The organism is Micromonospora sp. NBC_01392, from assembly GCF_045040125.1.
Lineage (GTDB): Bacteria > Actinomycetota > Actinomycetes > Mycobacteriales > Micromonosporaceae > Micromonospora.
Map to the genome: position 1 here is coordinate 1178506 of NZ_CP109549.1, position 25560 is coordinate 1204065.

The window sequence follows — 25560 nt, forward strand, 5'->3', positions numbered from 1 at the left end:
CCAACGTTAACCCGCGGGTAACTTGCGGTGGAAGCCGCGCCCCGGGCGGGAAATGTCACCCCGCCGGCGGCCGACGGTGGTGCCGGAACGCGACCGTGGCGGCGGCCTCGACGGCCGGGAGCAGCGCGTGCGCCCAGACCCGGTAGCCGTCCGCGGAGGGGTGGAAGCCGTCGTGGCAGAGCGTGCCGGCGTCGGCCCGGAACACCGGGCCGGTCTCGGTGCCCAGGTCGACGACGGTGCCGCCGGCATCCAGCACGGCCGCCGTCTGGGCCCGCGCCATCCGCCGCCCGGACCAGCCGAGCACCTGGCGCAGCGGAGCGGCGACGGCGCGTACCGCGCCGAGGTCGGGGCAGGTGCCGACGACGACCTCGATGTGGGCCTCGCGCAGCCGGCGGACCGCCGAGCCGAGGTACGCCGCCGCGTCGGCCGGACGGCCCATGGCGGTGGCGTCGTTCGCCCCGATCAGCACCACCGCCACGTCGGGCCGCTCGCCGAGCAGCGCGCGGGCCACCTGCGTGGCCAGGTCGATGGCGCGGGACCCGGAGACCCCGACGCTGGACAGGTGCACCCGCCGGCCGGTCGGCCCCTCGGCGAGCAGGTGGGCGAGCTGGCCGCCGATGGTCTCCTCGAACCGGTCGACGCCCACCCCGATCGCCGACGAGTCGCCGAGCAGCACCAGCCGCAGCGGCGGGGCGTCGGCCCGGCCGACGGTGGCGCGCAGCACCAGACCCAGCTCGGGCTGGGCGTACTCCCGGGTGCGGGCGGCGATGGCCTGGCCGGCGAGGACCGCCGCGCCACCCACCGTGCCGGCCAGCAGCGACAGCGCCGCGGCCCGGCCCCACCGGGCCGCCGTCTCGTTCGATCCGCTCATGCCATTCCCTCCAGCGTGGCCGAGTCGGTGGCGGTGCCGCTGGGGGGCATCGCGCCGACGCCGAAGAACGCTCGCCGGCGGAGCTGTGCCCACCGACCGCCCGGCCCGCGGTCGCGGCCCCGGAGCTGGGCGCCGCTGACCTCCGTGCCGGCGTGCCGGGCCGCCTCGTGGGCCGCCTCCGGGAGCGACCGTACGCCTTCCAGCCCGATGCGCGAAGGACGGCGTTCCGGCACCGCGCCCAACGCGGAGAGCACGGTGGGCAGCAGCGCCGCCGCGGCCATCGCGTATCCCTCCGCCGAGGGGTGGAACCGGTCCCAGGCGAACATCCGGCCGGGCTCGGCGGCGAACCGCGGCCCCAGCAGGTCACCGAGGGAGACCGTCCGGCCGCCCGCCTCCACCACGGCCACCGTCTGGGCGGCCGCGAGCTGGCGGCTCCAGCGTCGGGCCAGCCAGCGCAGCGGCGGCTGGATCGGCCGGATCGTGCCCAGGTCGGGGCAGGTGCCGACGACCACCTCGCAACCGGCGGCGCGCAGCGTGCGGACCGCGTCGACCAGGTAGCGCACGGCCAACGCCGGCGGGGTGCGGTTGGTGACGTCGTTGCCGCCGACCAGCACCACGGCCACGTCCGGAGTGACCTCCAGGGCGGACTCGACCTGCGGCTTCAGCCCGGCCGACAGCGCGCCCACCACGGCGAACCGGTGCAGCCGGACCGGACGGTGCAGCCGGCGGGACAGGCCGGTGGCCAGCAGCGAGCCGGGCGTCTCCCGGCGCCGGTGCACGCCGTAGCCGGCCGCGGAGGAGTCGCCGAGGACGACCATGGTGACCGGCTGGCCGGGGAACCTCGCGCCGTAGACGCCGTCGCAGCGTGGTGGCGGCGCCTCGGCCATCGGGATGGTGCGGCGGGCCTGCCGGGCCTGGCCGAGCAGCACGCCACCGGTGGCGGCCGTGGCCGCCACCGTGGCACCCGTGCCGATCGCCGCGAGGCGGGCGATCTGCCGGGCGCGTCGCCGACGGGCCGGCGCGACGGAACCGACGTCCCCCATGAACCGACAGTATCGCGCCGGTACGACGACCGCTGTCCTTGATCCTGCGGCTGGGAGCCGGCCGTTCTGGGTACCGGTGGGGGTGGGCTTGCCACGGGGCCGCACCCTGGTCCGGCGAAGAGAGGCGGAATCATGGGGAAGACGTTGAAGCGCAGCGCCGCGTTCGCCGCGTTGGCCCGGGCGTTGGCGGCCGGGGCGCGGGGCGGGCCGTCGCTGGGTGCCCGGCTGGCGGCGCTGCCGCGCATGATCCGGGCCACCGGGCGGGGGGAGTACGACGGCGGGCTGCGCCTGGCGTTGATGGCCGGCGCGGCGGCGTACGTCGTCTCCCCGATCGACCTGCTGCCGGAGATTCCGCTGGCGATCTTCGGGCTGGCCGACGACGCCGTCATGGTCACCTGGCTGGCCGGCAGCGTGCTCGCCGAGACCGAACGGTTCCTGGAGTGGGAGGCACGCCGCAGCTCCGTCATCCCGGGGCAGGTGGCCCCCTGACGGCACGTACGCTGGGCGGCGAACCGGCTGACCGGCCGCCCTCCGACGGCGGCGCTACGAAGGGCACAACGAGGTGCGGTACTACGACAACGTCGTCGAGCTGATCGGCAACACCCCGCTGGTTCGCCTGCGCAACGTCACCGAGGGCATTCAGGCGACCGTGCTGGCGAAGGTGGAATACGTCAACCCGGGCGGTTCGGTCAAGGACCGGATCGCGCTGCGCATGGTGGAGGACGCCGAGAAGGCGGGCATCCTCGGGCCGGGCGGCACGATCGTGGAGCCGACCAGCGGCAACACCGGCGTCGGGCTGGCCCTGGTGGCCCAGCTCCGGGGCTACCGCTGCGTGTTCGTCTGCCCGGACAAGGTCAGCCAGGACAAGCAGGACGTGCTGCGGGCGTACGGCGCCGAGGTGGTGGTCTGCCCGACCGCCGTCGCGCCGGAGGACCCGCGCTCCTACTACAACGTCTCCGACCGGCTGGCCCGGGAGATCCCCGGCGCGTGGAAGCCCAACCAGTACAGCAACCCGGCCAACCCGCGCTCGCACTACGAGACGACCGGCCCGGAGCTGTGGCGGCAGACCGACGGGAAGATCACCCACTTCGTCGCCGGCGTCGGCACCGGCGGCACCATCTCCGGCATCGGCCGCTACCTCAAGGAGGCGTCCGAGGGCCGGGTGAAGGTGATCGGCGCGGACCCGGAGGGCTCGGTCTACTCCGGCGGCACCGGCCGGCCCTACCTGGTCGAGGGCGTCGGCGAGGACTTCTGGCCGGAGACGTACGACCGGTCCGTCGCCGACGAGATCGTCGAGGTGTCCGACAAGCAGTCCTTCGAGATGACCCGCCGGCTGGCCCGTGAGGAGGGGCTGCTGGTCGGCGGCTCCTGCGGCATGGCCGTGGTGGGCGCGCTGGAGGTGGCCCGCAAGGCCGGCCCGGACGACGTGGTGGTGGTGCTGCTGCCGGACGGCGGCCGGGGCTACCTCTCGAAGATCTTCAACGACCGCTGGATGGCCCGGTACGGCTTCCTGGACGACGCCGGCGCCGAGCCGACCGTGGCCGACGCGCTCGGCGGCAAGCCGGGTGGCCTGCCCGAGCTGGTGCACGTGCACCCGACCGAGACGGTCCGCGACGCCATCGACTACATGCGCGAGTACGGCGTCTCCCAGCTTCCGGTGCTCAAGGCCGAGCCGCCGGTGGTGACCGGCGAGGTGGCCGGCTCGATCGCGGAGCGGGACCTGCTCGACGCGCTCTTCACCGGCCAGGCCCACCTGCACGACACGATCGAGCGGCACATGGGCGAGCCGCTGCCGATGATCGGCGGCGGGCAGCCGGTCAGCGAGGCGGTGACGTTGCTGGAGAAGGCCGACGCGGCGCTCGTGCTGGTCGACGGCAAGCCCAAGGGTGTGCTGACCCGGCAGGACCTGCTGGCCCACCTCGGCGCGCGCTGAGCGGGGTGCGGGGCCCCGGCGACGGGGCCCCTCACACCTCCCGCGCGTAGCGGAGCCGGGCGACCCGCCGGGGGCCGATCCGGTCGGTGCCCCGGGTGCCGGTGGCATGCCAGCCGCCGCGCTCGTAGAAGCGGCGCGCGGACGCGTTGTCGGCCAGCACCCACAGCGCCGCCCGGGTCCACCCACGGGCGCGCGCCGCGTCCAGCGCGTCCAGCATCAGCGCCCGGCCGGTGCCCCGGCCCCGCTCGTCCGGGTCGAGGTGCAGGGCGTGGAGCAGCCCGGTCGCCGGGTCACCCTCGTCGTCCGGCCCGAGATAGTTGAAGCCCACCAGCCGTCCGTCCCGCTCGGCCACGGTCATCCGGTGGTCCGTGCCCTCCCAGGTCAACCGTTCCACCCAGTAGTGGCCCATCGCCTCGGCGGTGGGCTCGGCCAGCGCCTCGGCGGGCAGGAACGACGAGTACGCCGCCACCCGGGAACGCTGGTGCAGGGCGCCGACCACCAGCAGGTCGGTCTCGGTCGCGGGGCGTAGGGAGACGGTCACCCGGGCGACGGTACCCGCCGGGGCGGCACCGGGATCGTCTGGAGGTCCTCGGCGATCACCAGGTCGCCGGCGAAGTGCTCGCGGGCCTCGTCATGGAATCGGCGGGGGTCGGCGTACCGCTGGGAGAAGTGGGTGAGCACGAGCGTGCGTACCCCCGACTCGGTGGCCACCCGCGCGGCCTGGCCGGCGGTGAGGTGGCCGACCTCGGCGGCGAGCGCGGCCTCCGACGCCAGGAACGTCGACTCGATGACCAGCAGGTCGGCGTGCTCGGCCAGCGCGTACACGCCGTCGCAGAGCCCGGTGTCCATGACGAACGCGAACCGCTGCCCCGGTCGGGTGACGCTCACCTGGTCGGAGGTGACGCGGCGTCCGTCGACGTCCAGGTGGCCCTCGCGGAGCAGCTTGCCCACCGCCGGACCGACGATGCCGTACGCGGACAGCCGCTCCGGCAGCATCCGGCAGCCGTCCGGCTCGACGAGCCGGTAGCCGTACGTCTCGACGGGGTGGCGCAGCCGGCGGGCCTCCAGCGTGCCGACGCCCAGCGTGATCCGTTGCCCGTCGGCGTCGATCGGCTCGACGGCCAGCTCGGCGGTCTCGTGGAAGCTGGACGCGTGCCGCAGCCGGGCGAAGTAGTCGGCGCCGCCGGCCGGGAAGTGCACGGCCACCGGGTGCGGGACGCGGTCCAGGGAGAGTCGCTGGATCATGCCGGGCAGCCCGAGGCAGTGGTCGCCGTGGAAGTGGGTGACGCAGATCCGGGTCAGGTCGGTGGCGGTCACGCCGGTGTGCAGCATCTGGCGTTGGCTGCCCTCGCCCGGGTCGAAGAGGATCACCTCGTCGTCCCAGCGCAGCAGGTAACCGTTGTGGTTGCGTGCCCGGGTGGGGGCCTGACTGGCCGTGCCGAGCACCACCAGCTCCCGCATCGACACCGCATCCTCCGGCTGACATGGAACGACCCCCGGGGCTTCCGCGCTCGCGCGCGGGCCGGCTGGACTGGGCCGGCACCCCGGGGGTCGGGTGGCTGTCGTGGTTTCGCCGCACCGCTGCCACACGGTCTCGACGATCGTGCTGTGCCCGCCTCGCGGCGGACGATGTTCACTGTCGAGGACAGCGGCTAGCGGACAGCCACCTCACGAGTCCGATTGCTATACAAGTCTGGACCACCTCCTTTCCCGTGTACCGCCACGCTATCCACTTCCCGGCGGCCTCGGCAACGGATTTCGATCACAGACGTTCACTCCACGCCGATCGGGCCCTCGCGCGGGCCGTCCTCGTGTGCCGGCTGCACCGCCAGCGACGGGAAGTCGGCAAGGTCGCCCTCCGGCTCGGCGTCCCACTCCGGGAAGACCAGCGGGCTCTGGAGGTAGAGGCAGAGCAGTTGGGTGAGCTGGTGGAGGCCGTCGAGGTGGGTCCGCTCGTGGCCGTGGGTGGCGTCCACGCCGAAGCCGAGCAACGCCACCCGCGCGTGCGCGCCGGCCTCGACCGCGGACGCCGCGTCCGAGCGGTAGTAGTCGAAGACGTCGCGGACCAGGTCGACGCCGTGCTCCGTGGCGATGGCGGCCAGGTTGCGGGTCAGGTGGTAGTCGAACGGCCCGACCCCGTCGCCCATGGCCAGCGTGGCGGCGGTCTCCCGGGACTGCTGGCCGGGCGCGACCACCGCCGCGTCCACCGAGACGATCTCCGCCACGTCCGGGTCGAGCCCGTGGCTGGCGCCGTGGCCGATCTCCTCGGTGACGGTGACCAGCAGGTGCGCGGTGACCGCCGGGGTGACGCCGGCGTCGACCATCGCCTTGAACGCGGTCAGCACCGCGGCCACCCCGGCCTTGTCGTCCAGGTGCCGGGACTTGACGTACCCGGTGGGGGTGATGGTCGGGTTGGGCAGCAGCGCGACGAAGTCCCCGGCGTCGATGCCGAGCGCCCGCAGGCCGGCCTCGTCGTGCACCGGCTCGTCCACCCGGACCTCGACCAGTTCCCAGCCGACCCCCTGGAGGTCGACCGCCTCGTTGTAGCGGTGCCCGCTCGCCTTCAGCGGCAGCACCTGGCCGGTGACCACCCGGTCCAGGTCGTCGGTGAAGATCCGCACGTGGGCGCCCTCGGCGAAGCGGGCGCTGTGCGTGCCGATCGGGTTGATCTCCAGCCGCCCGTTCTCCTTGAGCCGCTTCACCATGCCGCCGATGGTGTCGGTGTGCACCACGACGGCCCGGTCCGCGCCGGTCGGCCGGGGCCCGGGCAGGCAGGCGCTCAGCGCCCCGCGCCGGGTCAGCGTGGAGCTGATCCCGAGCGCGGAGAGCCGCTCGCCGACGTACTGCTGGATGTGGTCGGTGCGCCCGGACGGGCTGGGGATCTCCAGCAGTTCCACCAGCACCTGGCGCAGGTATTCGAGGTCGAGGTCGAGCGGTTGGGGTTTGCGTGCGGTCATGCCCCTGAGCCTGCCGCACCGGCCGGCGACCAGAGTCGCTGCGGTGCCCGCGTGCCCGGGAAGAGGAGGTCGACGAAGCGTTCGGCGGTCGGCTGCGGCTCGTGGTTGGCCAGCCCCGGCCGCTCGTTGGCCTCGATGAACACGTGCTCCGGGGCGTCCGGCGCGGGCACCAGCAGGTCCAGCCCGGTGACCGGGATGTCCAGCGCCCGGCTGGCCGTCACGCACGCCTCGGCGATCGCCGGGTGCAGCTCGGCGGTCACGTCGTGGATGGTGCCGCCGGTGTGCAGGTTGGCCGTCCGGCGGACCGCCAGCACCTGACCCTCCGGCAGCACGTCGTGCATCTGGTGGCCGGCCTCGGCCACCACCTCGCGGGTCATGTCGTCGATCGGGATCCGGGACTCGCCACCGGTGGCGGCGGCCCGGCGGCGGCTCTGCCGCTCGATCAGCTCGGTGACGTCGTGCACGCCGTCGCCGGTGATCTGCGCCGGCCGGCGGACCGCGGCGGCCACCACCTCGTGGTCGATCACCACCACCCGCAGGTCCTCGCCCGCGCGCAGCTCCTCGATCAGCACGTCCGGGCAGAACCGCCGGGCCAGCTCGACGGCCGTGGTCAGCGCCTCCGGTGTCCGTACGCCGACGGTGATCCCGTTGCCCTGCTCGCCGCGCGCCGGCTTGACCACCACCGGGCCGACGTCGGCCAGGAACGCCAGGTCGTCGGGCTCGCCGGTGGCGGTGCGCCCCCGCGGCACGGACAGGCCCGCCTCGGTGAGGATCCGCCGGGTCACCCGCTTGTCGTCGCAGCGGCTCATCGCCACCGCCGAGGTCAGCTCCGACAGCGACTCACGGGTGTGGATGGTCCGGCCGCCGCTGGTCAGCTTCAGCTCACCCCAGTGCGGGTCGGTCACCTCCACCCGGATGCCGCGCCGCATCGCCTCGTCCGCGACGATCCTCGCGTACGGGTTCAGCCCGTCGTAACCCTCGGGCATGGCCGGCAGGAACAGCCGCTCGTTGATCGGGTTCTTCCGCTTCACGCAGAGCGTGCCGGTGCGGTGGAAGCCGAGCCGCTCGTAGAGCCGGATCGCGCCCGAGTTCTCCGCCAGCACGGACAGGTCCACGTACGCCCGGCCGCGCGCGTCGAGCTGGTCGGCGAGCGCGGTGAGCAGCGCCTGGCCGGTGCCGGGCGGCGCGGTGTTGAAGTCCACCGTCAGGCACCAGAGGCTGGCGCCCCGCTCCGGGTCGGCGAAGACCGCGACATGGTCCACGCCGGTGATGGTGCCGACCACCTCGCCGGCCGCGTTCTCGGCGACCAGGTGCAGGAACCGGTCGGTGGCGGCGTTGTCCACCAGCACCTCGACCGGGGCGGTGACCATGCCGTTGCGGGCGTAGATCCGGTTCACCGCGTCCGCGTCGTCGGCGTCGCGCAGCGGCCGGACGGTCAACCCGGGGATGTCCTCGCCCTCGGTGGCGGCCGGCCGGTGCTCGCCCAGCGGCAGCCGGTAGGTCAGCGACGGGTCGATGAACAGCTCGTCCGGCAGCCGGGAGACCAGCACGTGCGGGTCGCGCAGGTAGATGCAGATGTCCCGGGCGCCGTTGGCCTCGGAGCGCAGCACGTCGGCGACGTGCACCTGGTCGGTGAAGGTCTGGCCGAAGACCAGCCGGCCCCAGCCGCAGTCCAGCACCACGCCGGAGGCGTCGGTGGCCACGGCGGTGGACGGCAGCGCCGGCTCCGGCGGGCCGGGGGCGACCGGGTCGCCGCCCGGGCCGGTGCGTTCCCGACGCCGGCCGAGCACCCGTTCCCGGTCGGTGCGAGCCGTGCCGGTGGCGAGGGTGTCGGTCACGGTCAGTCGATTCCGTGGCTCTGGAGCCACATTTCCAGGAGTCCCAGTTGCCACAGCTTGTTTCCGTTCAACGGGGTCAGTTCGGCGTTCGGGTCGGCGAGCAGCGCGTCGACGTAGTCGGCGCGGAACAGGTCACGGCGGCGCGCCTCGGGGGCGCTGAGCGCGTCGCGTACCCGGTCGAGGAGCTTGCCCTCCAGGTGGGTGAGGCCCGGCACCGGGAAGTAGCCCTTCGGCCGGTCGATGACCTCGTGCGGCAGCACCCGGCGGCCGATCTCCTTGAGCACGCCCTTGCCGCCCTGGGCCAGCTTCAGCTCCGGCGGGCAGCTCGCGGCCAGCTCGACGAACTCGTGGTCGAGGAACGGCACCCGGGCCTCCAGCCCGTGCGCCATGGTCATGTTGTCGACCCGCTTCACCGGGTCGTCGGTCAGCATGACCTGCGTGTCGATCCGCAGGCCGGCGTCGACCGCGGTCTGCGCGCCCGGCCGGCCCAGGTGCGCGGCGACGAACTCGCGCGCCGGGTCGCCGTCGGCCAGCCAGTCCGGGTTGAGCACCCGGGCCAGTCCGGCCGCGTCGCGGTCGAAGAACGCCTTCGCGTACGTGTCGAGCGCCTGCTCGCGGTCCACCCCGGCCAGCGGCGGGTACCAGTGGTAGCCGCCCAGGATCTCGTCCGCGCCCTGGCCCGACTGGACCACCTTCACGTGCCGCGCGACCTCCTGGCTGAGCAGCCAGAACGCCACGCAGTCGTGGCTGACCATGGGTTCGCTCATGGCCGCCACGGCGGCCTCCAGCGGCGGCAGCAGGTCACCGGTGGGGACCCGGATCTGGTGGTGGTCGGTGCCGAACGTCTTCGCCACCAGGTCGGAGTAGACGAACTCGTCGCCCTCCCGGCCGCCCACCGCGTCGAAGCCGATGGAGAACGTGGCCAGGCCGGAGCGGGCCTGCCCCTCGCCGGCCAGCAGCGCGACCACCAGGCTGGAGTCGAGGCCGCCGGAGAGCAGCACACCCACCGGCACGTCGGCCACCATCCGGCGACGTACCGCGGTGGTGAGCGAGTCGAGCAGCGCGTCCTGCCAGTCCCGCTCGGACCAGCCGGCCCGCTCGGTGGCCCGGCCGAACGTCGGGTCCCAGTAGACCCGCTCGCGGGTGGTGCCGTCCGCCTCGTACACCTTGACGGTGGCCGGCGGCAGCTTGGTGACGCCGGCGAGGATGGTCCGCGGCGGCGGCACGATGCTGTGGAAGCTCAGGTAGTGGGCGAGCGCCACCCGGTCGATGGTGGTGTCGACGCCGCCCCCGGCCAGCAGCGCCGGCAGCGTGGAGGCGAAGCGCACCACGCCGGGGCTCTCGGCCAGGTACAACGGCTTGATGCCGAGGCGGTCCCGGGCCAGCACCAGGCGGCCGGTGTCCCGTTCGCTGATCGCCACCGCGAACATGCCGACCAGGTGGTCGACGAAGTCGAGCCCCCACTCGGCGTACGCCTTGACCACGACCTCGCTGTCCCCGGCGGAGAAGAAGCGGTGCCCCTTGGCCTGCAACTCGGCGCGCAGCTCGCGGTAGTTGTAGATGCAGCCGTTGAAGACCCCGGTGAGGCCCGCGGCGGCGTCCACGATGGGTTGGCCGCTGGCCGCGGACAAGTCGATGATCTTCAGGCGCCGGTGTCCCAGCGCGGTCGGGCCCTGCGACCAGATGCCGCTGTCGTCGGGCCCTCGGTCACTCATCGTGGCCGCCATCCGTTCCACGGCCGAGACATCGGCCCGTGAACCGTCACGACGGAACTCTCCCGCAAGTCCGCACATACGAGCCAATGCTGCCAGAGCTTGTTGCAGTTCGCCTGTTGAGACGATGACGAACGTGTGACAGCTTGCTACGATGCGCCGTCACCGACGGTGGTTACCTGTCACGGTTTCGGTTCCTGCCCGCCCGCGACGAATGCCGGAAACCCACCGACCCCGAGGTGTGACGAACCCCGCAGACCCGGTTCGGGCCGCCGCCGGCCGGCCGGTCGCCTGTCGGGAGGCCACAAACGGCCCCTGGACGGCAAGGCATTGAGACTCCTGTCTCCGCGGATTGGTTTCCTGGGCGATGCGGAGAATCCGCCCCTATGCTTGCCGCCGGAATGCGCCGCGGCTCGTCGGGGCCGCCGGAAAGCCTCAATACGGGGATTCGCGAATGCGCCAGAACTCTTCTTCGCACAACAGCACCGCTGGTGCCGCCGACGGTGTCGCGCGTCGATCCGCGATCGCTGAGGAACAGGCGTTTCTCGACCTGGCCACGGCCCGGCGCGACACGCTCGCCGACCATCTGCGGACCGAACTGTCGTCGGACCCCGCGGATGCGGTGGAACGGGCGCGGCAGCGCATGCTCCGCCGGCAGCACGAGGAACTGCGGCGAGCACGGGAAGGGCTGGTCTTCGGCCGTCTCGACGCTCGTGACGGCACCGTGCGACACGTAGGCCGCGTCGGTCTGCGCGACGACGGCGAGGACGGTGAGCCGCTGTTGCTGGATTGGCGGGCTCCCGCGGCTCGACCGTTCTACACCGCGACGGCGGTCGACCCGCAGGGTCAGGCACGGCGTCGTCACATCCGCACGACGGAATCGACAGTTGTCGGCGTGGACGACGAGCCGCTGGACGGGACGACAACCGCGGAACTCGTCGGTGAGGGCGCGCTGTTGGCCGCCCTGGACGAGCGACGTACGGGCCACATGTCGACGGCGGTCGCCACGCTGCAGCGCGAACAGGACGACATCATCCGGGCCGAGGCGACCGGCCCGTTGATCGTCCAAGGGGGTCCCGGCACCGGCAAGACCGTGGTCGCCCTGCACCGCGTCGCCTATCTGCTGTTCGCCCACCCGACAATGGCGGAGCAGGCGGTTCTGGTCCTCGGCCCCTCGCCGCGGTTCCTCCGCTACATCGCCCAGGTGCTGCCCGCGCTCGGTGAGACCGCCGTCGTCTCGGCGACCTGCGACACGCTGCTGCCCGGGATCCGCGTGGGCCGCGACGAGAGCCGGCCGCTCGCCGAGATCAAGGGGCGCGCCCTGTGGCAACCCGCGCTGGAGAACTACGTCACGTCGCTGCTTCCCCGGCCGCGTGAGCTGAAGCTGCGCTGGGAGGGCGAGTTCCACGTCATCCCCGCCGCGACCGTGGCACAGGCGCTCGTTTCGGCGGTGCAGGGCCGCCCGTACCACCGCGCCCGAACGGCGTTCGCCGAGCAACTGCACCACATCCTCGCCGACGCCGTCGTCGCGCAGCGCGAGGCGCTGATGGACGAGATGGAGGAGGGCTTCGAGGACATCCTCGCCCGCGTCGACCGGAGCATGCGGCACGACCACGTCGGCAGGAGAGCCACCGGCAGCGACGTGGACGGACTGCTCTCCGAGGAGGAAGTGGAGAGTCTGCCCGGTCGGATCGCCGCCAACGCCGCCATCGCCCGGTTCGTCCAGGCGTGGTGGCCCAGCCTCGACGCCGAGACCCTCCTGCGTGATCTCCTGGCCGACCGCGCCCTGCTGGCCCGGTTCGCCCCCCGGCTCACCACGGACGAGATCATCGCCGTCTCGGCCGAGCCGGCACCGTGGGCGTCGAGCGACATTCCCCTGCTCGACGCGCTCGCCGACCTGCTGGGCGAGGTCGAGACCCCGCAGCCCCAGGGCGAGTTCGTCGCCGACCACGCCCGCCGGCGACGCGACTGGGTGTACGGCCACGTCGTCGTCGACGAGGCGCAGGAGCTGTCCGAGATGCAGTGGCAGATGGTCCTTCGGCGCTGTCCCGGTCGCTCCGTCACCGCGGTCGGCGACATCGACCAGGCGGCGGCCGCGCACCGGCACACCAGCTGGGCCCAGGCGGTACAGGCGGTCTTCCGGGACCGCTGGACCGCCGCGGAACTGACCATCTGCTACCGGACCCCACGTGAGGTCATGAGCCTCACCGCACCCGTGCTGAGAGAAGCCGGCAGCCGCAACGCGCCGCCACGGGCGGTGCGCTCCTCCGGCCGCACCCCCTGGGTGCGCACGGCCACGCCCGCCGAGCTGGCCGGCGTCGCCGTCGAAGCGGTGCGAGAGCTGCGGCAACGGTGGCAAGGCGGGACGGTCGGCGTCATCGCTCCCGCCGGCCGCATCGCCGAACTCCGGGCCGTGCTGACTGATGTGCCGGTGCTCACCGCGACCCAGTCGAAGGGACTGGAATGGGACGCGACGCTACTCGTCGACCCCGAGGGCATCGCCGCCGAGCCGCGCGGCTGGAACGGCCTCTACGTCGCGCTCACCCGGTGCACCCAGGAACTCGGACAGGTGGCGCTCACGTAGCGGTCGCCTGTCGGGCACGACGACCGGTGTGGCGTACCCGCCGCGCCGCTCATCGTGCCCGCCGCGCCGCCGGCCTCAGCTCCCGGTGCGGGCCACGCCGACCGGGCAGCTCAGCCCGTTGGGCCCGTGGTTGCAGTAGCCGTTCGGGTTCTTCGTCGGCGCCAAATACTGCTGGTGGTAGTCCTCGGCGAAGAAGTAGTCGCCCAGCGGCGTGATCTCCGTGGTGATCTCACCCTTGCCGGCGCGCGCCACGATCGGCGCGAACGCGTCCCGCGACGCCTTGGCGGCGGCGAGCTGCTCGTCGGTGGTGGTGTAGATCGCGGAGCGGTACTGGGTGCCCACGTCGTTGCCCTGGCGCATGCCCTGGGTCGGGTCGTGGTTCTCCCAGAAGACCTTGAGCAGGTCCTCGTAGCTGATCGTCGACGGGTCGTAGACCACCTGGACCACCTCGGCGTGCCCGGTCATGCCCGAGCAGACCTCCTCGTACGTCGGGTTGGTGGTGTACCCGCCCGCGTAGCCGGCCGACGTGGTGAGCACGCCGGGCAGCGTCCAGAACAGGCGCTCGGCGCCCCAGAAGCAGCCCATGCCGAAGACGGCGACCTGCGCGCCCTCCGGGAACGGGCCCTTCAGCGAGGACGGCAGCACCTCGTGCCGGTCGGCGATCGGCATGGCGAGCGGGCGACCCGGCAGGGCCTGGTCGGGAGCGATCATCTCGGCCTTCATGCGGCGGAGGAACACGGTGGGACTCCTCTCGTGGCTTTCCCCAGCGTGTAACAGCGCCGGTCCCCGGTTCCTTACCCGCCCGCCCCGACGTCAGGCCAGCGCGGCCGAGATCCGCCCGGCGAAGCCGGTCGCCTCGGCGTCGTCGGCGTAGCGGGTCCGGGGCCAGAAGAAGCCACGCAGCCCGTCACCCTTGGTCCGGGGCACCACGTGGGTATGTAGGTGCGGGACGGACTGGGACACCTTGTTGTTCATCGCCACGAACGTCCCACCGGAGCCCAGACCGGTCTCCACCGCCGCCGCGATCCGCTGCACCAGCCGGAAGTAGCCGGGCAGCGCGTCGCCCGGCAGGTCGGTCAGCGCCACCAGGTGGGTGCGGGGCACCACCAGAACGTGTCCCTTGAACACCGGCCGGGTGTCGAGGAACGCCACCCCGTCCGGCTCGTCCGTCACCACGAAGCCCGGCACCTCGCCGGCCACGATCCCGCAGAACACGCACCCAGCCATCCGCTCAGGCTAGGCCCACCCCACCGGTCCCGCCGGGCGCGCCCTGCCCCCGACCGGGCGGGTTGGTCAGGGCCGGTCCAGGTAGGCGTCCCAGTCGTCGTCGGGGATGCCGGGTGGGCCGGTTTCGCCGTTGGCGAGGCGCGCCTGGATGTCGGCCTTCCACCGGTGGGCCCAGCGGCGCAGTTCTCCGATGTCGTCCTCACCGAGGCCGTAGGCCACGAACGTCTCCACGTCGAGTTCGTCGATCCCGCCGAGTCGGTCCGCGAGGTCATGCAGCGAGAATCCAGCGGTGTGCCGGGCGGCCAGGGACTCCATCTCCGCGCATGTCATCAACCTGTTGGCGGCCCGGACATCTATGTAGTCGCGATGGGCGGCGCGGTCGTGCAGCGCCCGGACCTTGAGCCCGACCGCGTCCTGGAGCGCCAACACCGGACCGACGTGCAGTTCGACCGGCGGACCGATCGCCTCTTTCAACAGGTCGACCTCGCAGTCCCCGGCTGGGCCACTGACCATCAGCCGGGCCATTCGAGGAGTCGCCTCGACCACACGACAGTCATGGCCCGCGGCCTGGTACGCCTCCGCCAGGCGATCAGCCACCGAGGCAAGCGGTAAGGCGGTGGCGGTGGCGAAGTCGATGTCGCGGGACGGACGACCGAGAAGTTCGTGCGCGGCGAGGGCGTAGCCGCCGGCGAGCACCAGGCCGAGATCGTCGCCGGCCTGGAATCCGATCCGCAGCAGATGGAGATGCAGCTCGTCCACGGCTATGCGGCGAGGCCGGGCATTCGGCTCTCCCAGAGCGCGATGACCCGCCGCGCGGTCAACCTACGTATGCGTGGCCAATCCGCGCGGAGCAGGATGGGATTGACGTACCGGACGATGTCCTCACGTTGCCCGCAGTCCATCAACGTGCGGTACAGCGTGAGCCGCTGCCCGGAATCATCGACGTCGAAGTCGGTGAGCCCGGACCAGGCGAGGCGGACCGGCAGGCTGAGGTGCCCGTGATCCGGCCCACGGAGATCGTCGAGCGACGTGGGGATCCGGTGTACGACGCCGTGCAGGCGCGAGGGCAGCGCTTCGGTCGAACTCACCGGCCCAGTATGGCCGACCGGGCGACGACCTCCCGGTTGTGACCCGCGCGCCGGGTTACCGGCGTCGGGGTGAACCGGCGGGACTAACGTCTCGGGCATGAGTCACGGCTTCGAGACGCTCGCCATCCACGCGGGCCAGGACCCGGAGGCCCGCACCGGCGCGGTGATCCCTCCGATCTACCAGACCAGCACGTACGCCCAGGACGCGGTCGGCGCGCCCCGCGAGGGCTACGAGTACAGCCGCTCCGGCAACCCCACCCGGGACGCGTTGCAGGAGTGCCTGGCCGCGCTGGAGGGCGGCCCGGTGGGGCTCGCCTTCGCCAGCGGCCTGGCCGCCGAGGACACGCTGCTGCGGACCGTCTGCAAGCCGGGCGACCACGTGGTGATCCCGGACGACGCGTACGGCGGCACCTACCGGCTGTTCGCGAAGGTGGCCGAGCGCTGGGGCCTCGACTACACCCCGGCGAAGGTCTCCGACCCGGCCGCGGTCCGGGCCGCGATCCGACCCGGTGCGACCCGGATCGTCTGGGTGGAGACGCCGACCAACCCGCTGCTCGGCATCGCCGACATCGCCGCCCTGGCTGCCGTGGCGCACGACGCCGACGCGCTGCTGGTGGTCGACAACACGTTCGCCTCGCCGTACCTGCAACAGCCGATCGCGTTCGGCGCGGACGTGGTGGTGCACTCCACCACGAAGTACGTCGGCGGGCACTCCGACGTGGTCGGCGGCGCGCTGGTCGCGGCGGACCGCGGGCTCGGCGAGGAGTTGCGCTACCACCAGAACGCGATGGGCGCGGTCAACGGCCCGTTCGACGCCTGGCTCACGCTGCGCGGCATCAAGACCCTCGGGGTACGGATGGACCGGCACTGCGACAACGCCGAGCGGATCGCCGCCTTCCTGGACGGCAACGCGAAGGTCGCCCAGGTGCTCTACCCGGGCCTGCCGTCGCACCCGGGTCACGAGGTGGCCGCCAAGCAGATGCGCCGGTTCGGTGGCATGATCTCGTTCCGCGCGGCGGGCGGTGAGGAGCACGCCGTGGAGATCTGCAACCGGGCCCGGCTGTTCGTGCTCGCCGAGTCGCTCGGCGGGGTGGAGTCCCTGATCGAGCACCCCGGCCGGATGACACACGCCAGCGCTGCCGGCTCGCCGCTTGAAGTTCCCGGCGATCTCGTGCGACTGTCTGTCGGCATCGAGACGGTCGACGACCTGCTCGCCGATCTGGAGCAGGCACTGGGCTGACCGCTGGACGGGAGGGTGGCAGTGCCGGACATCTTGCCGACGACCTGGGTCGGGGCGACCGCGAAGCAGATCGCCCGCGCGGTACGCCGCGGCGACGTCTCCGCCACCCAGGTGGTGGCCGACCACCTCGACCACGTGTCACGGGTCGACGCCGAACTGGCCGCGTTCCGCACGGTCCGTGGCGGCGAGGCGATCACCGAGGCGGAGAAGGTCGACGAGCAGGAGGAACTGGCCGACCTGCCGCTGGCCGGGGTGCCGGTGGCGGTCAAGGAGAACACGCCGGTGGCCGGCCTGCCCACCTGGAACGGGTCGGCCGCGATGCGTACCCCGGTGGCGGAGGCCGACCACGAGGTGGTCCGGCGGCTGCGCGGCGCGGGCGCGGTGATCCTCGGGGTGACCCGGATGCCGGAACTCGGCCTCTGGGCCCTCACCGACGACGACACCGGCGTGACCCGCAACCCCTGGGACCGGACGCGTACCCCCGGCGGCTCCTCCGGCGGCGCCGCCGCCGCGGTGGCCGCCGGGTTGGTGCCGATGGCCCACGGCAACGACGGCCTCGGCTCGATCCGCATCCCGGCGGCCTGCTGCGGTCTGGTCGGGCTCAAGCCCGGCCGGGGCGTGGTGCCCTGCCAGCTCGGCGCGGACGACTGGTTCGGTCTCACCGAGCACGGCATGCTGACCGGGACGGTGGCGGACGCGGTGGTCGGCTTCTCGGTGCTGGCCGGCCGCCGGCCGGACAAGCTGGTCCCGCCGCCGCGACTGCGGGTGGGCGTCTCGCTGCGCTCCCCGGTCCGGGGTGTCTCGCCGGACGCGCCGAACTCCGACGCGGTGGCCGCCGCCGGCCGGCTGCTGGCCGCCGCCGGGCACGACACCGTCCCGGCCGACCCGGTCTACCCGACCCGGCTGGGCCTCCAGGGCATCGCCACCTGGTTCGCGGCGGCCGCCGCCGACGTGCGGGCCGCCGGGGTGGCGCCGCGCCAGCTCCAGCGGCGCAGCCGCCGGCACGTCGCGCTCGGCGAGTGGGCGCAGCGCCGGGGGTACGTCAAGGAGGCCGACCGGACCGCCTGGCGCGAACGGTCGGTGCACTTCTTCGACGACCAGTCGGTCGACCTGCTGCTCACCCCGGCGCTGGCCGGGCCGCCGCCGGAGGCCGCCGGCTGGTCCGGCCGCTCCTGGCTGGCGAACATGTCGACGAACATCCGGTACGCCCCGTACGCCGCGCCGTGGAACATCGCCGGCCTGCCGTCGATCGTGGTGCCGGTCGGGCGTCGCCCGGACGGGCTGCCGGTCGGGGTGCAGTTCGTCGGCCCGCCCGGCTCCGAGCTGCTGCTGCTCGGGGTGGCCGGCCAGTTCGAGATGCAGGCGCCGTGGCAGCGGCACGCCCCGGGCTATCCCCGCGTCGGAACGGGGTCACCGGCCGTCGCATGATCGTCTAACGTGTGCGCGTACCTGTCGCGCGCACTCCTCCGGACGGTCCCCGATGCACTGCCAGACCTGCGGGGACGCCACCTCGCCCGCCTTCGACGAGTGCCAGCGCTGCGGCACCCGCCACGGCCAGCCTCCGGTGCTCCCCGGCGTGCCCACGTACCCGGTCCGGGGCCTGGGGACGGCCGTCTGCGTCGCGGTCGGCGCGACCGCCGCGCTGTTCACGCTCTCCGCGCTCTTCCCGCTGCTCGGCGTCCGCCTGGCCCGCTCGGCCGCCGAGCAGCTCGACCGGGACGTTCTGCTCGGCGCGGTGCTCGCCGAGGTCCTGCTCACCCTGCCGTTCATCCTGGCCGTGCTGGCGGCCGCCACGCTGGTGGTGATCTGGACCTGGCGGGTGCGCAAGAACCTGGACGCGTTCTCCGGCGCCGCGCCGACGCAGAGCCCCGCCTGGGCGATCGCCGGCTGGCTGGTGCCGTTCGCCAACTTCGTCGTGCCGGCCCGGGTGGTGGCCGAGGTGGCGCGGTTCAGCCTGTGGCGCCGCCGCACGCCTTGGCTGGTGCCGCTCTGGTGGGCGGCCTGGCTGGTCTTCTCCATCGGGGAGCGGGTGGTGGCGCAGCTGGAGGAGCAGCGGTACGAGCGGCTGACCGAGTGGCCGCGCAGCGAGGCCGAGTTCGCCACGTACGTCACGTTCTACCGGGCGGCGCTCGCGCCCCGCCTGGTGCCGGTGCTCGCCTGCCTGGTCGCCGCGATCTCTTTCGTCGTGCTGGTTCGCCGGATCTCCGTCGCCCAGCAGGACCGGATCGCGCGGGCCCGACCCGCGTTCCCGGGCTGGCCCGGTCACCCCGGCTGGCCGGGACATTCCGGCTGGTCAGGCCAGCCCGGTCAGGGCGGCGGGCCCGGTTGGCAGGCGGCCGGCGCGGCCCGCCCCGCGCCTGTCGTGGGGCCCCCGCCCGCCGGACCCGGGGAGACGTCGCCGCAGCTTCCGCCCGGTGCGGGTGGCACGATCGGGGCATGACGGAACTGGTCGGTCTCGCCGACGTACAGGCCGCGCGGGAGCTGCTCGCCGGCGTCACCCGGACCACCCCGCTGGAGCCGTTCCGGCCGCTCAGCGCCGCATTCGGTGGGCCGGTCATGCTCAAGTGCGAGAACATGCAGCGCGCCGGGTCGTACAAGGTGCGCGGCGCGTACGTGCGGATCTCCCGGCTCTCGGCGCAGGACCGGGCCCGGGGCGTGGTGGCGGCCAGCGCCGGCAACCACGCCCAGGGCGTGGCGCTCGCCGCCGGCCTGCTCGGCGCGGAGGCCACCGTCTTCATGCCGGTGAACGCGCCGCTGCCGAAGGTCTCCGCGACCAAGGGGTACGGCGCCCGCATCGAACTGGTCGGCACCACGGTCGACGAGGCGCTGGTCGCGGCGCAGACGTTCGCGGAGCAGACCGGTGCGGTGTTCATTCACCCGTTCGACCATCCGGACGTCATCGCCGGTCAGGGCACGGTGGCGTTGGAGATCCTCGAACAGTGCCCGGACGTGCGCACCATCGTGACCGGGGTGGGCGGCGGCGGCCTCGTCTCCGGGATCGCGGTGGTGGCCAAGGCGCTGCGCCCGGACATCCGGGTGATCGGGGTGCAGGCGGCGAGCGCCGCCGCCTTCCCGCCCTCACTGCGGGCCGGCGAACCGGTGCGGCTGCCCGCCTTCTCGACGATCGCCGACGGCATCGCCGTGGGTCGTCCCGGCGAACTGACGTTCACCCACGTCCAGCGGCTGGTCGACGACGTGGTCACGGTCTCCGAGGAGGACATCTCGCGGGCGTTGCTGACGCTGATGGAGCGCGGCAAGCAGGTGGTGGAGCCGGCCGGCGCGGTCGGCGTGGCGGCGCTGCTGGCGGCCGTCGTGGAGGTGGAGTCGCCGGTGGTGGCGGTGCTCTCCGGCGGCAACATCGACCCGTTGCTGATGCTCCGGATGATCGAACACGGGCTGGCGGCGACCGGGCGTTTCCTGCGCATCACGGTGCGCTGCACGGACCGGCCCGGGCAGCTCGCCTCGCTGCTCGGCGAGATCGCCGGGCACCGGGCCAACGTGGTGGACGTGGTGCACCAGCGGGCGAACCCGCACCTGCGGCTCGGCGAGGTGGAGGTGGCGCTCTCGGTGGAGACCCGCGGGGTGACGCACTCGGACAAGCTGATCAGCGCGTTGCGGGCCAGCGGCTACCAGGTGGATCTGGTCGGCGCCGTGTGAGATCGCGAACGCCCCGGCCGGATGATCCGGTCGGGGCGTTCGAGTGGTGTGGCTCGGGTCCGAGGAAGCCTGTCAGCCTCGGTCGGGTCGGACCCGAGCCGGCCGGCGCGGGTCCGCCAGCGGGATCAGCCGGTGTACGGCTCGAAGGACACCACGGTCACCTTGATGTCGGCGCCGCTCGGCGCCGTGTAGGTGCAGGTCTGGCCGGCCTTGCCACCGAGGATCGCCTTGCCGAGCGCGGACTCGGGGCTGTAGACGGTGAGCTCGGTGGTGGAGGCGATCTCGCGGGAGCCGAGCAGGAAGGTCTCGGTGTCGTCGGCGTCGTCGTCGAAGTAGATCGTCACGACCATGCCGGGCGACACCGCGTCGGCATCCGGCGCCCCACCGACCTTGGCGGTGCGGAGCAGCTCCTTGAGGTAGAGGATGCGTCCCTCGGCCTTGCCCTGCTCCTCGCGGGCGGCGTGGTAGCCACCGTTCTCCCGCAGGTCGCCCTCCTCGCGCCGGGCGTTGATCTCGGCGGCGATGACCGGCCGGTTGGCGATCAGCTCGTCGAGCTCGCCCTGCAGGCGGTCGTACGCGTCCTGGGACAGCCAGGTGGCGGGCGCCTCGTTTCCGTTGGTGGACACAGGCGATCTCCTCGGTTGGTGCGGACTGGCTGACAGGTGAACTACCAAGCTACCAGTGCCGTGCCCGTCCGGGTGTGCTCGATCACCCGGGGTGCCGGCGGCGGGACCACCCGGGGTGCGAGGTCCGGCGGCTCGCCGGCGCTCCGGCTCAGGCCGGTCGGCAGCGCAACACCTCACCGATGAACGGCCGGGCGCTGGTCGGCACCTCCTGGCTGGCCCGGACGTGCCGCTGGCCGGGCCCGGCGGTCACCGTGGCCTCGACGTGGCCCACCTCGGCGCCGTCGTGCGAGCGGGCCCGCAGCAGGCAGGTGGCCGAGCCGCCCGGCGGCACGGTGACCCGGAAGTCGACCACCACCCGGGAGTCGGTGATCCCGGTGTAACTGATCATCTCGCCCCGGTACTCCGGGTCGCCGTACTGGGTGTAGAGCTTCGCGGCACCCAGCCCGAGCACGGCCAGCACGACCGCCACGGTCAGCGCGAGCAGAAGCGGCCGGCGGCGACCCGGCTCCCGGCGGCGGCCGTAGCGGCCGGGCGGGAAGACCGGCGTACCCGGTACGACTGTGGCGTGCGTCTCGCTCACCGGCGGGTATCTCCTGGCGTTGTTGTCGGCGGCATCGGCAAGAATGGCAGGGTCCATCTTCCCAGCCCGGCGCTGAGCCAAGGATGGCAGGTCGGCCCCGACCGGCCCGAGTGGTCCCGGCCACTCCGACGGGGTGCCGGCCGGCCAGCACGGGGGCTTTCGCGGGCGCGGGGGGAGATTCCGGCAGGTCAGCCGGTCGGCCCGGGTGGGGTCGGCCGGTGGGCACAGACGAGGAGCGCCCAAGGTGGCAGAGCAACTGCGTCTCATGGCGGTGCACGCCCATCCCGACGACGAGTCGAGCAAGGGCGCCGCCACCATGGCGAAATACGTCGCCGAGGGGGTGGAGGTGCTGGTCGTCACGTGCACCGGCGGCGAGCGGGGCAGCGTGCTGAACCCCAAGATGGACCGGCCGGACGTGTGGGCCAACATCGGCGACATCCGCCGGGCCGAGATGGACGCCGCCCGCGCGGTCCTCGGCGTCGAGCAGGCGTGGCTCGGCTTCGTCGACTCCGGGCTGCCCGAGGGCGACCCGTTGCCGCCGCTGCCGGAGGGCTGCTTCGCCCTCCAGGAGGTGGAGGTCGCCGCCGCGCCACTGGTGCGGCTGATGCGGCAGTTCCGCCCGCACGTGGTCACCACGTACGACGAGGAGGGCGGCTACCCGCACCCGGACCACATCATGACCCACAAGGTCACCGTGGCCGCGTTCGAGGCGGCCGGCGACCCGGAGCGCCACCAGGAGCTGGGCGAGCCGTGGCAGCCGCTCAAGCTCTACTACGACGTGGGCTTCTCCCGGGCCAAGATCATGAGCCTGCACGAGGCGATGCTCGCCGCCGGCCGCGAGTCGCCGTACGGGGAGTGGATGAAGCGCTGGGAGGACCGCCCCGACAAGGGCGACCGGATCACCACCCGGGTCGACTGCGCCGCCTACTTCCCGGTCCGCGACGACGCGCTGCGCGCCCACGCCACCCAGATCGACCCGGACGGGTTCTGGTTCCAGGTGCCGATGGACCTCCAGCAGCGCGCCTGGCCCACGGAGGACTTCCAACTCGCCCGCTCACTGGTGGACAGCCCGCTCCCCGAGTCCGACCTCTTCGCCGGCGTGCGCGAGACGTGCCGTGCCCACTGACATCGGCGCGGGCTACCCTGGTCGTCAGCCGCACATCGGAGGAACACCATGCTGACCACCGCCCAGGTGCTCGCGGAGAACAACTTCGGTGACACCCGCACGGGTGGTCTGGCCGGTCCGATGGGCCTCTTCCTCATCGTCGCGCTGGGCACCGTCACCGTCCTGCTGATCCGCAACATGAACGCCCGGCTGCGCCGGCTGCCGGACCGGTTCCCGCACCAGGGCGAGCCGGGGCGGGTCGACGCGGCGGTCGTCGATCCGACAGAGGGGACTGTCGAGCAGGATTCACCGACGAATACTCCCAACGGCTCCCAGCAGCGCCGCAACAGCTGAACACCACGTGAATCACGCCCAAGTCGGTCGTCGACCCCTGTTGCGACCACCGGCTTTGGCTTAGCCTTCCGCCGGGGGGACCGTCAGGCCCCGGACCCTGCGCGGAAGGGGGGCGTCGATGTCGAGGACAGCCACGGGCCCCCACCGTGCCCCGATCGCGGGCCCTCCCGGGGCGGGGCCGTGACCTCCGAACCGGCCGACCGTCCCCCCGACCGGCTCGGCCTGCGCGGCACCCCGTTGAGCGTCGTGCTGCTGACCGCCGCGGTCGCGGTCACCGCGCTGCTGGCCGCGGTGCTCGGTCTCGCCGTACCGGCGCACCTGCCGGTCGACGACCCGCTGCCCGGGCCGGCGCGGTTCGGCCTCGCCGCTGTCACGTTCGCCGTCGCCCAGCTCGCCCGCCTGCGCTTCCGCACCGCGGCCGGCATGGTCAGCATCACCTGGGGCGAGGCCGCGCTCGTGGTCTGCCTCTGGTTGGTGCCCGCCGGCTGGCTCCCCGGCGCGGCGCTGCTCGGCGCCGGCGCCGCCTGGACCACCATGTCGCTGGTCGCCGACCGCCGTCCGGTGCTGGAACTGGTCCGCATCGCCGGCTCGCTCACCGCCGCCACGGCGCTGGCCGGGGCCGTCGCGAGCGCGCTCGGCCGGCCGCTGCTCGCCGCGCCGACCCCCGAGCTTGCCCTGGCGCTGGGCGCCGGCGCGGTCACCTACCTGCTCACCACCGCCTGGCTGGGCGCCGCCACGATCGCCCTGCGGCACGGCATCCCGATCGGGCCGCCGCTGCTGGCCGCGCTCCGCGGCAAGCTGCCCATGTTCGTCGGCAACGTCGCGGTCGGCCTGGTGGTGGTCGCGCTGCTCGAACTCGACGCACGCTGGCTGCTGCTCCTGCCGCCCCCGCTGTGGCTGCTGCAACAGACCTATCGGCACCGGCTCCGGGCCGACCAGGAACGGCGGACCTGGCGGGCGTTCGCCGAGGCCACCGCCGCGCTCAACCAGCTCGACGAACGCGGCGTCGCGAGCGCCGCGGTGACCGGCGCGCTCACCCTGTTCGGGGCCGAGCTGGTCGAGGTGGACGTGGCGCGCGGGGAGGGGCACTGGCGCCGCTACCGGGCCGACCTCGGCGGTCAGGTGCGGGACGTCGAGGTGGACCCGACCGCGGAAGCCGGCACCGGCGAGCACGAGCTGGTCCGGCGGCTCGCCGTCGGCACCGTCGAGGTGGGCCGGCTGCGGGTGCGCTTCGCCCGGTCCGCCCCACCCAGCCCCGCCGAACGTGACGGGGTGGCCGCGTTCTCCGACGCCCTGGCCGCCGCGCTGCACGACGCCGCGACCCACCGCGAGCTGCGGCTGGTCACCGCCCGGTCGTCGTACGAGGCGGTGCACGACCAGCTCACCGGGCTGCTCAACCGGGCGGCCCTGCTGGCCCGGGGCGACCAGGCGCTGCGGCAGCGTCCGCACGACCACCCGGTGGCCCTGCTCCTGCTGGACGTGAACCAGTTCAAGGAGGTCAACGACACGTTGGGGCACGCCGCCGGCGACGAGCTGCTGCGGCTGACCGCCAACCGGCTGGCCGTGCTGACCCGGCCCGGCGACCTGCTCGGGCGGCTCGGCGGCGACGAGTTCGCGCTGCTGCTGACCTCGGTCCCGGTGATCGACGACCGGACCGCCCCGCTGACGTACGCGCTGCGTCAGGCCCGGGAGGTCGCCGAGCGGCTCGCCGCCCCGACCGAGGTGGCCGGCGTGCGGATGTCGGTCGAGGTGGCGGTCGGCGTGGTGGCGGCCGACGCGGGCGCCGCCGACCTGACCGAGCTGCTGCGGCGTGCCGACATCGCGATGTACCAGGCCAAGGAGGGCGGCGGCAGTGTCGCCGCGTACGACAGCTCGCGGGACGCGGCGAGCACCGACCACCTGGCGTTGCTCGCGGAGCTGCGCGAGGCGCTGGCCGCCGACGACCAGTTGGTGCTCGCGTTGCAGCCGGCGGTCGACCTGGCCACCGGCGCGCCGACCGGGGTGGAGGCGTTGATCCGGTGGCGGCATCCGCGCCGGGGCTGGCTGGGACCGTCCGACTTCATCCGGCCGGTGGAGAACAGCGAGCAACTCGGCAGCTTCACCCGCTACGTGCTGGACAAGGCGCTGGCGGTGGCCGCCGGGTGGGCGCGGGAAGGACTGGACGTCCCGATCTCGGTGAACCTGTCGGCGCGCAGCCTGCTCGACCCGCGGTTGCCCACCGAGATCGAGGAGGCGCTGCGCCGGCACCAGGTTCCACCGCGCCGGCTGGTCCTGGAGATCACCGAGACGGTGGTGATGAGCGAGCTGGAGGTCATCGACGAGGTGCTGGCCACGCTGCGGGCGATGGGCGTGCAGCTCGCCGTGGACGACTTCGGCACCGGCTTCTCGTCGTTGACGTTCCTGACGCGGATCGCGGTCGACGAGTTGAAGGTGGACCGCTCCTTCGTGATCCGGATGGCCGACTCGCCGGAAGCGGCGGCGATCGTGCGTACCACCGTCGGGCTCGCCCACGAGCTGGGCCTGCGGGTGGTGGCCGAGGGCGTGGAGACCGCCGAGCAGCGCACCGCGCTGGCGGAGCTGGGCTGCACCGCCGCCCAGGGCTACCACTTCTTCAAGCCGATGCCGGCGGACAAGATCGGCGCGGTGCTCGGCTCGCTGCGCGACACGGCCCGCGGCAACGTCTTCCCCCTACGCGCCGACGGCGCCTCCTAACCCCCACCCCCACCCCACCCCACCCCCCTCTGC

23 protein-coding genes are annotated in these 25560 nt (G+C 73.4%); 10 read left to right on the forward strand and 13 right to left on the reverse strand.

Annotation, left to right across the window (positions count from 1 at the left end; genetic code table 11):
• Nucleotides 1-55: 55 nt before the first annotated feature.
• Together OG767_RS05670 and OG767_RS05675 are read right to left on the reverse strand one after the other, a co-directional pair.
• Complete coding sequence (locus OG767_RS05670; RefSeq protein WP_405092456.1) at nt 56-871, reverse strand: SGNH/GDSL hydrolase family protein; 816 nt, start codon at nt 869-871, stop codon at nt 56-58.
• The gene (locus OG767_RS05675; RefSeq protein ID WP_405092457.1) at nt 868-1914 is read right to left on the reverse strand and encodes an SGNH/GDSL hydrolase family protein; all 1047 of its coding nucleotides are present in this window, start codon (nt 1912-1914) and stop codon (nt 868-870) included. The genes OG767_RS05670 and OG767_RS05675 overlap by 4 nt, the downstream gene beginning before the upstream one ends.
• A gap of 132 nt (nt 1915-2046) precedes the next feature.
• On the opposite strand from OG767_RS05675, the gene OG767_RS05680 reads away from it, so the two are divergent.
• Both OG767_RS05680 and OG767_RS05685 read left to right on the forward strand, forming a co-directional pair.
• Nucleotides 2047-2403: a YkvA family protein gene (locus tag OG767_RS05680; protein ID WP_281944153.1), complete on the forward strand. Its 357-nt coding sequence runs from the start codon at nt 2047-2049 to the stop codon at nt 2401-2403.
• A gap of 73 nt (nt 2404-2476) precedes the next feature.
• The gene (locus OG767_RS05685; RefSeq protein ID WP_107162303.1) at nt 2477-3847 is read left to right on the forward strand and encodes a cystathionine beta-synthase; all 1371 of its coding nucleotides are present in this window, start codon (nt 2477-2479) and stop codon (nt 3845-3847) included.
• 31 nt (nt 3848-3878) lie between these two features.
• Here the strand turns inward: OG767_RS05685 and OG767_RS05690 are convergent, their stop codons facing one another.
• The 5 genes from OG767_RS05690 to OG767_RS05710 form a co-directional block, all read right to left on the reverse strand.
• Nucleotides 3879-4388, reverse strand: coding sequence for a GNAT family N-acetyltransferase (locus OG767_RS05690; RefSeq protein ID WP_405092458.1), 510 nt, complete (start codon nt 4386-4388; stop codon nt 3879-3881).
• A complete protein-coding gene (locus tag OG767_RS05695; protein WP_405092459.1) occupies nt 4385-5314 on the reverse strand; it encodes a ribonuclease Z in 930 nt (309 codons plus the stop codon). Before OG767_RS05695 ends, OG767_RS05690 begins: the two co-directional genes overlap by 4 nt.
• A gap of 305 nt (nt 5315-5619) precedes the next feature.
• Nucleotides 5620-6804 (reverse strand): osmoprotectant NAGGN system M42 family peptidase, encoded by a 1185-nt coding sequence (locus tag OG767_RS05700; protein WP_405092460.1) that lies wholly within the window; start codon nt 6802-6804, stop codon nt 5620-5622.
• Nucleotides 6801-8642 (reverse strand): N-acetylglutaminylglutamine synthetase, encoded by a 1842-nt coding sequence (ngg, locus tag OG767_RS05705; RefSeq protein ID WP_405092461.1) that lies wholly within the window; start codon nt 8640-8642, stop codon nt 6801-6803. The genes OG767_RS05700 and ngg overlap by 4 nt, the downstream gene beginning before the upstream one ends.
• 2 nt (nt 8643-8644) lie before the next feature.
• Nucleotides 8645-10435 (reverse strand): N-acetylglutaminylglutamine amidotransferase, encoded by a 1791-nt coding sequence (locus OG767_RS05710; protein WP_405092462.1) that lies wholly within the window; start codon nt 10433-10435, stop codon nt 8645-8647.
• A gap of 373 nt (nt 10436-10808) precedes the next feature.
• On the opposite strand from OG767_RS05710, the gene OG767_RS05715 reads away from it, so the two are divergent.
• A complete protein-coding gene (locus OG767_RS05715) occupies nt 10809-12938 on the forward strand; it encodes a HelD family protein (protein ID WP_405092463.1) in 2130 nt (709 codons plus the stop codon).
• A 75-nt stretch (nt 12939-13013) separates the two neighbouring features.
• Here OG767_RS05715 and msrA read toward each other — a convergent pair whose 3' ends face one another.
• The 4 genes from msrA to OG767_RS05735 form a co-directional block, all read right to left on the reverse strand.
• On the reverse strand, nt 13014-13676 hold the full coding sequence (msrA, locus tag OG767_RS05720) for a peptide-methionine (S)-S-oxide reductase MsrA (protein WP_405092464.1): 663 nt from the start codon (nt 13674-13676) through the stop codon (nt 13014-13016).
• 75 nt (nt 13677-13751) lie between these two features.
• On the reverse strand, nt 13752-14165 hold the full coding sequence (locus OG767_RS05725; protein ID WP_405092465.1) for an HIT family protein: 414 nt from the start codon (nt 14163-14165) through the stop codon (nt 13752-13754).
• A gap of 66 nt (nt 14166-14231) precedes the next feature.
• Nucleotides 14232-14924, reverse strand: coding sequence for a nucleotidyl transferase AbiEii/AbiGii toxin family protein (locus tag OG767_RS05730; RefSeq protein WP_405092466.1), 693 nt, complete (start codon nt 14922-14924; stop codon nt 14232-14234).
• A gap of 2 nt (nt 14925-14926) precedes the next feature.
• Nucleotides 14927-15253, reverse strand: a complete 327-nt coding sequence (locus OG767_RS05735; protein WP_357291767.1) for a hypothetical protein — start codon at nt 15251-15253, stop codon at nt 14927-14929.
• Nucleotides 15254-15350: 97 nt separating this feature from the next.
• Between OG767_RS05735 and OG767_RS05740 the strand changes: the two genes are divergently transcribed.
• From OG767_RS05740 to ilvA, 4 genes are read left to right on the forward strand one after another with little or no spacing between them, the layout of a single operon-like run.
• On the forward strand, nt 15351-16493 hold the full coding sequence (locus OG767_RS05740) for a cystathionine gamma-synthase (RefSeq protein ID WP_405092467.1): 1143 nt from the start codon (nt 15351-15353) through the stop codon (nt 16491-16493).
• A gap of 15 nt (nt 16494-16508) precedes the next feature.
• Entirely contained in the window at nt 16509-17921 is a 1413-nt protein-coding gene (locus OG767_RS05745; RefSeq protein ID WP_405092468.1) for an amidase, read from the forward strand.
• Nucleotides 17922-17973: 52 nt separating this feature from the next.
• Nucleotides 17974-18933: a DUF4328 domain-containing protein gene (locus tag OG767_RS05750; RefSeq protein WP_405092469.1), complete on the forward strand. Its 960-nt coding sequence runs from the start codon at nt 17974-17976 to the stop codon at nt 18931-18933.
• A complete protein-coding gene (gene ilvA / locus OG767_RS05755; protein WP_405092470.1) occupies nt 18930-20150 on the forward strand; it encodes a threonine ammonia-lyase in 1221 nt (406 codons plus the stop codon). Before OG767_RS05750 ends, ilvA begins: the two co-directional genes overlap by 4 nt.
• 125 nt (nt 20151-20275) lie before the next feature.
• Here ilvA and greA read toward each other — a convergent pair whose 3' ends face one another.
• Both greA and OG767_RS05765 read right to left on the reverse strand, forming a co-directional pair.
• Nucleotides 20276-20776, reverse strand: a complete 501-nt coding sequence (gene greA, locus OG767_RS05760) for a transcription elongation factor GreA (RefSeq protein ID WP_405092471.1) — start codon at nt 20774-20776, stop codon at nt 20276-20278.
• A gap of 148 nt (nt 20777-20924) precedes the next feature.
• Complete coding sequence (locus OG767_RS05765; RefSeq protein ID WP_405092472.1) at nt 20925-21356, reverse strand: DUF4307 domain-containing protein; 432 nt, start codon at nt 21354-21356, stop codon at nt 20925-20927.
• A 244-nt stretch (nt 21357-21600) separates the two neighbouring features.
• On the opposite strand from OG767_RS05765, the gene mca reads away from it, so the two are divergent.
• The 3 genes from mca (at nt 21601) to OG767_RS05780 (ending at nt 25527) form a co-directional block, all read left to right on the forward strand.
• Nucleotides 21601-22482, forward strand: a complete 882-nt coding sequence (gene mca / locus OG767_RS05770; RefSeq protein WP_405092473.1) for a mycothiol conjugate amidase Mca — start codon at nt 21601-21603, stop codon at nt 22480-22482.
• A 48-nt stretch (nt 22483-22530) separates the two neighbouring features.
• A complete protein-coding gene (locus OG767_RS05775; RefSeq protein ID WP_405092474.1) occupies nt 22531-22815 on the forward strand; it encodes a hypothetical protein in 285 nt (94 codons plus the stop codon).
• 222 nt (nt 22816-23037) lie between these two features.
• A complete protein-coding gene (locus tag OG767_RS05780; protein WP_405094143.1) occupies nt 23038-25527 on the forward strand; it encodes a putative bifunctional diguanylate cyclase/phosphodiesterase in 2490 nt (829 codons plus the stop codon).
• Nucleotides 25528-25560 lie beyond the last annotated feature (33 nt).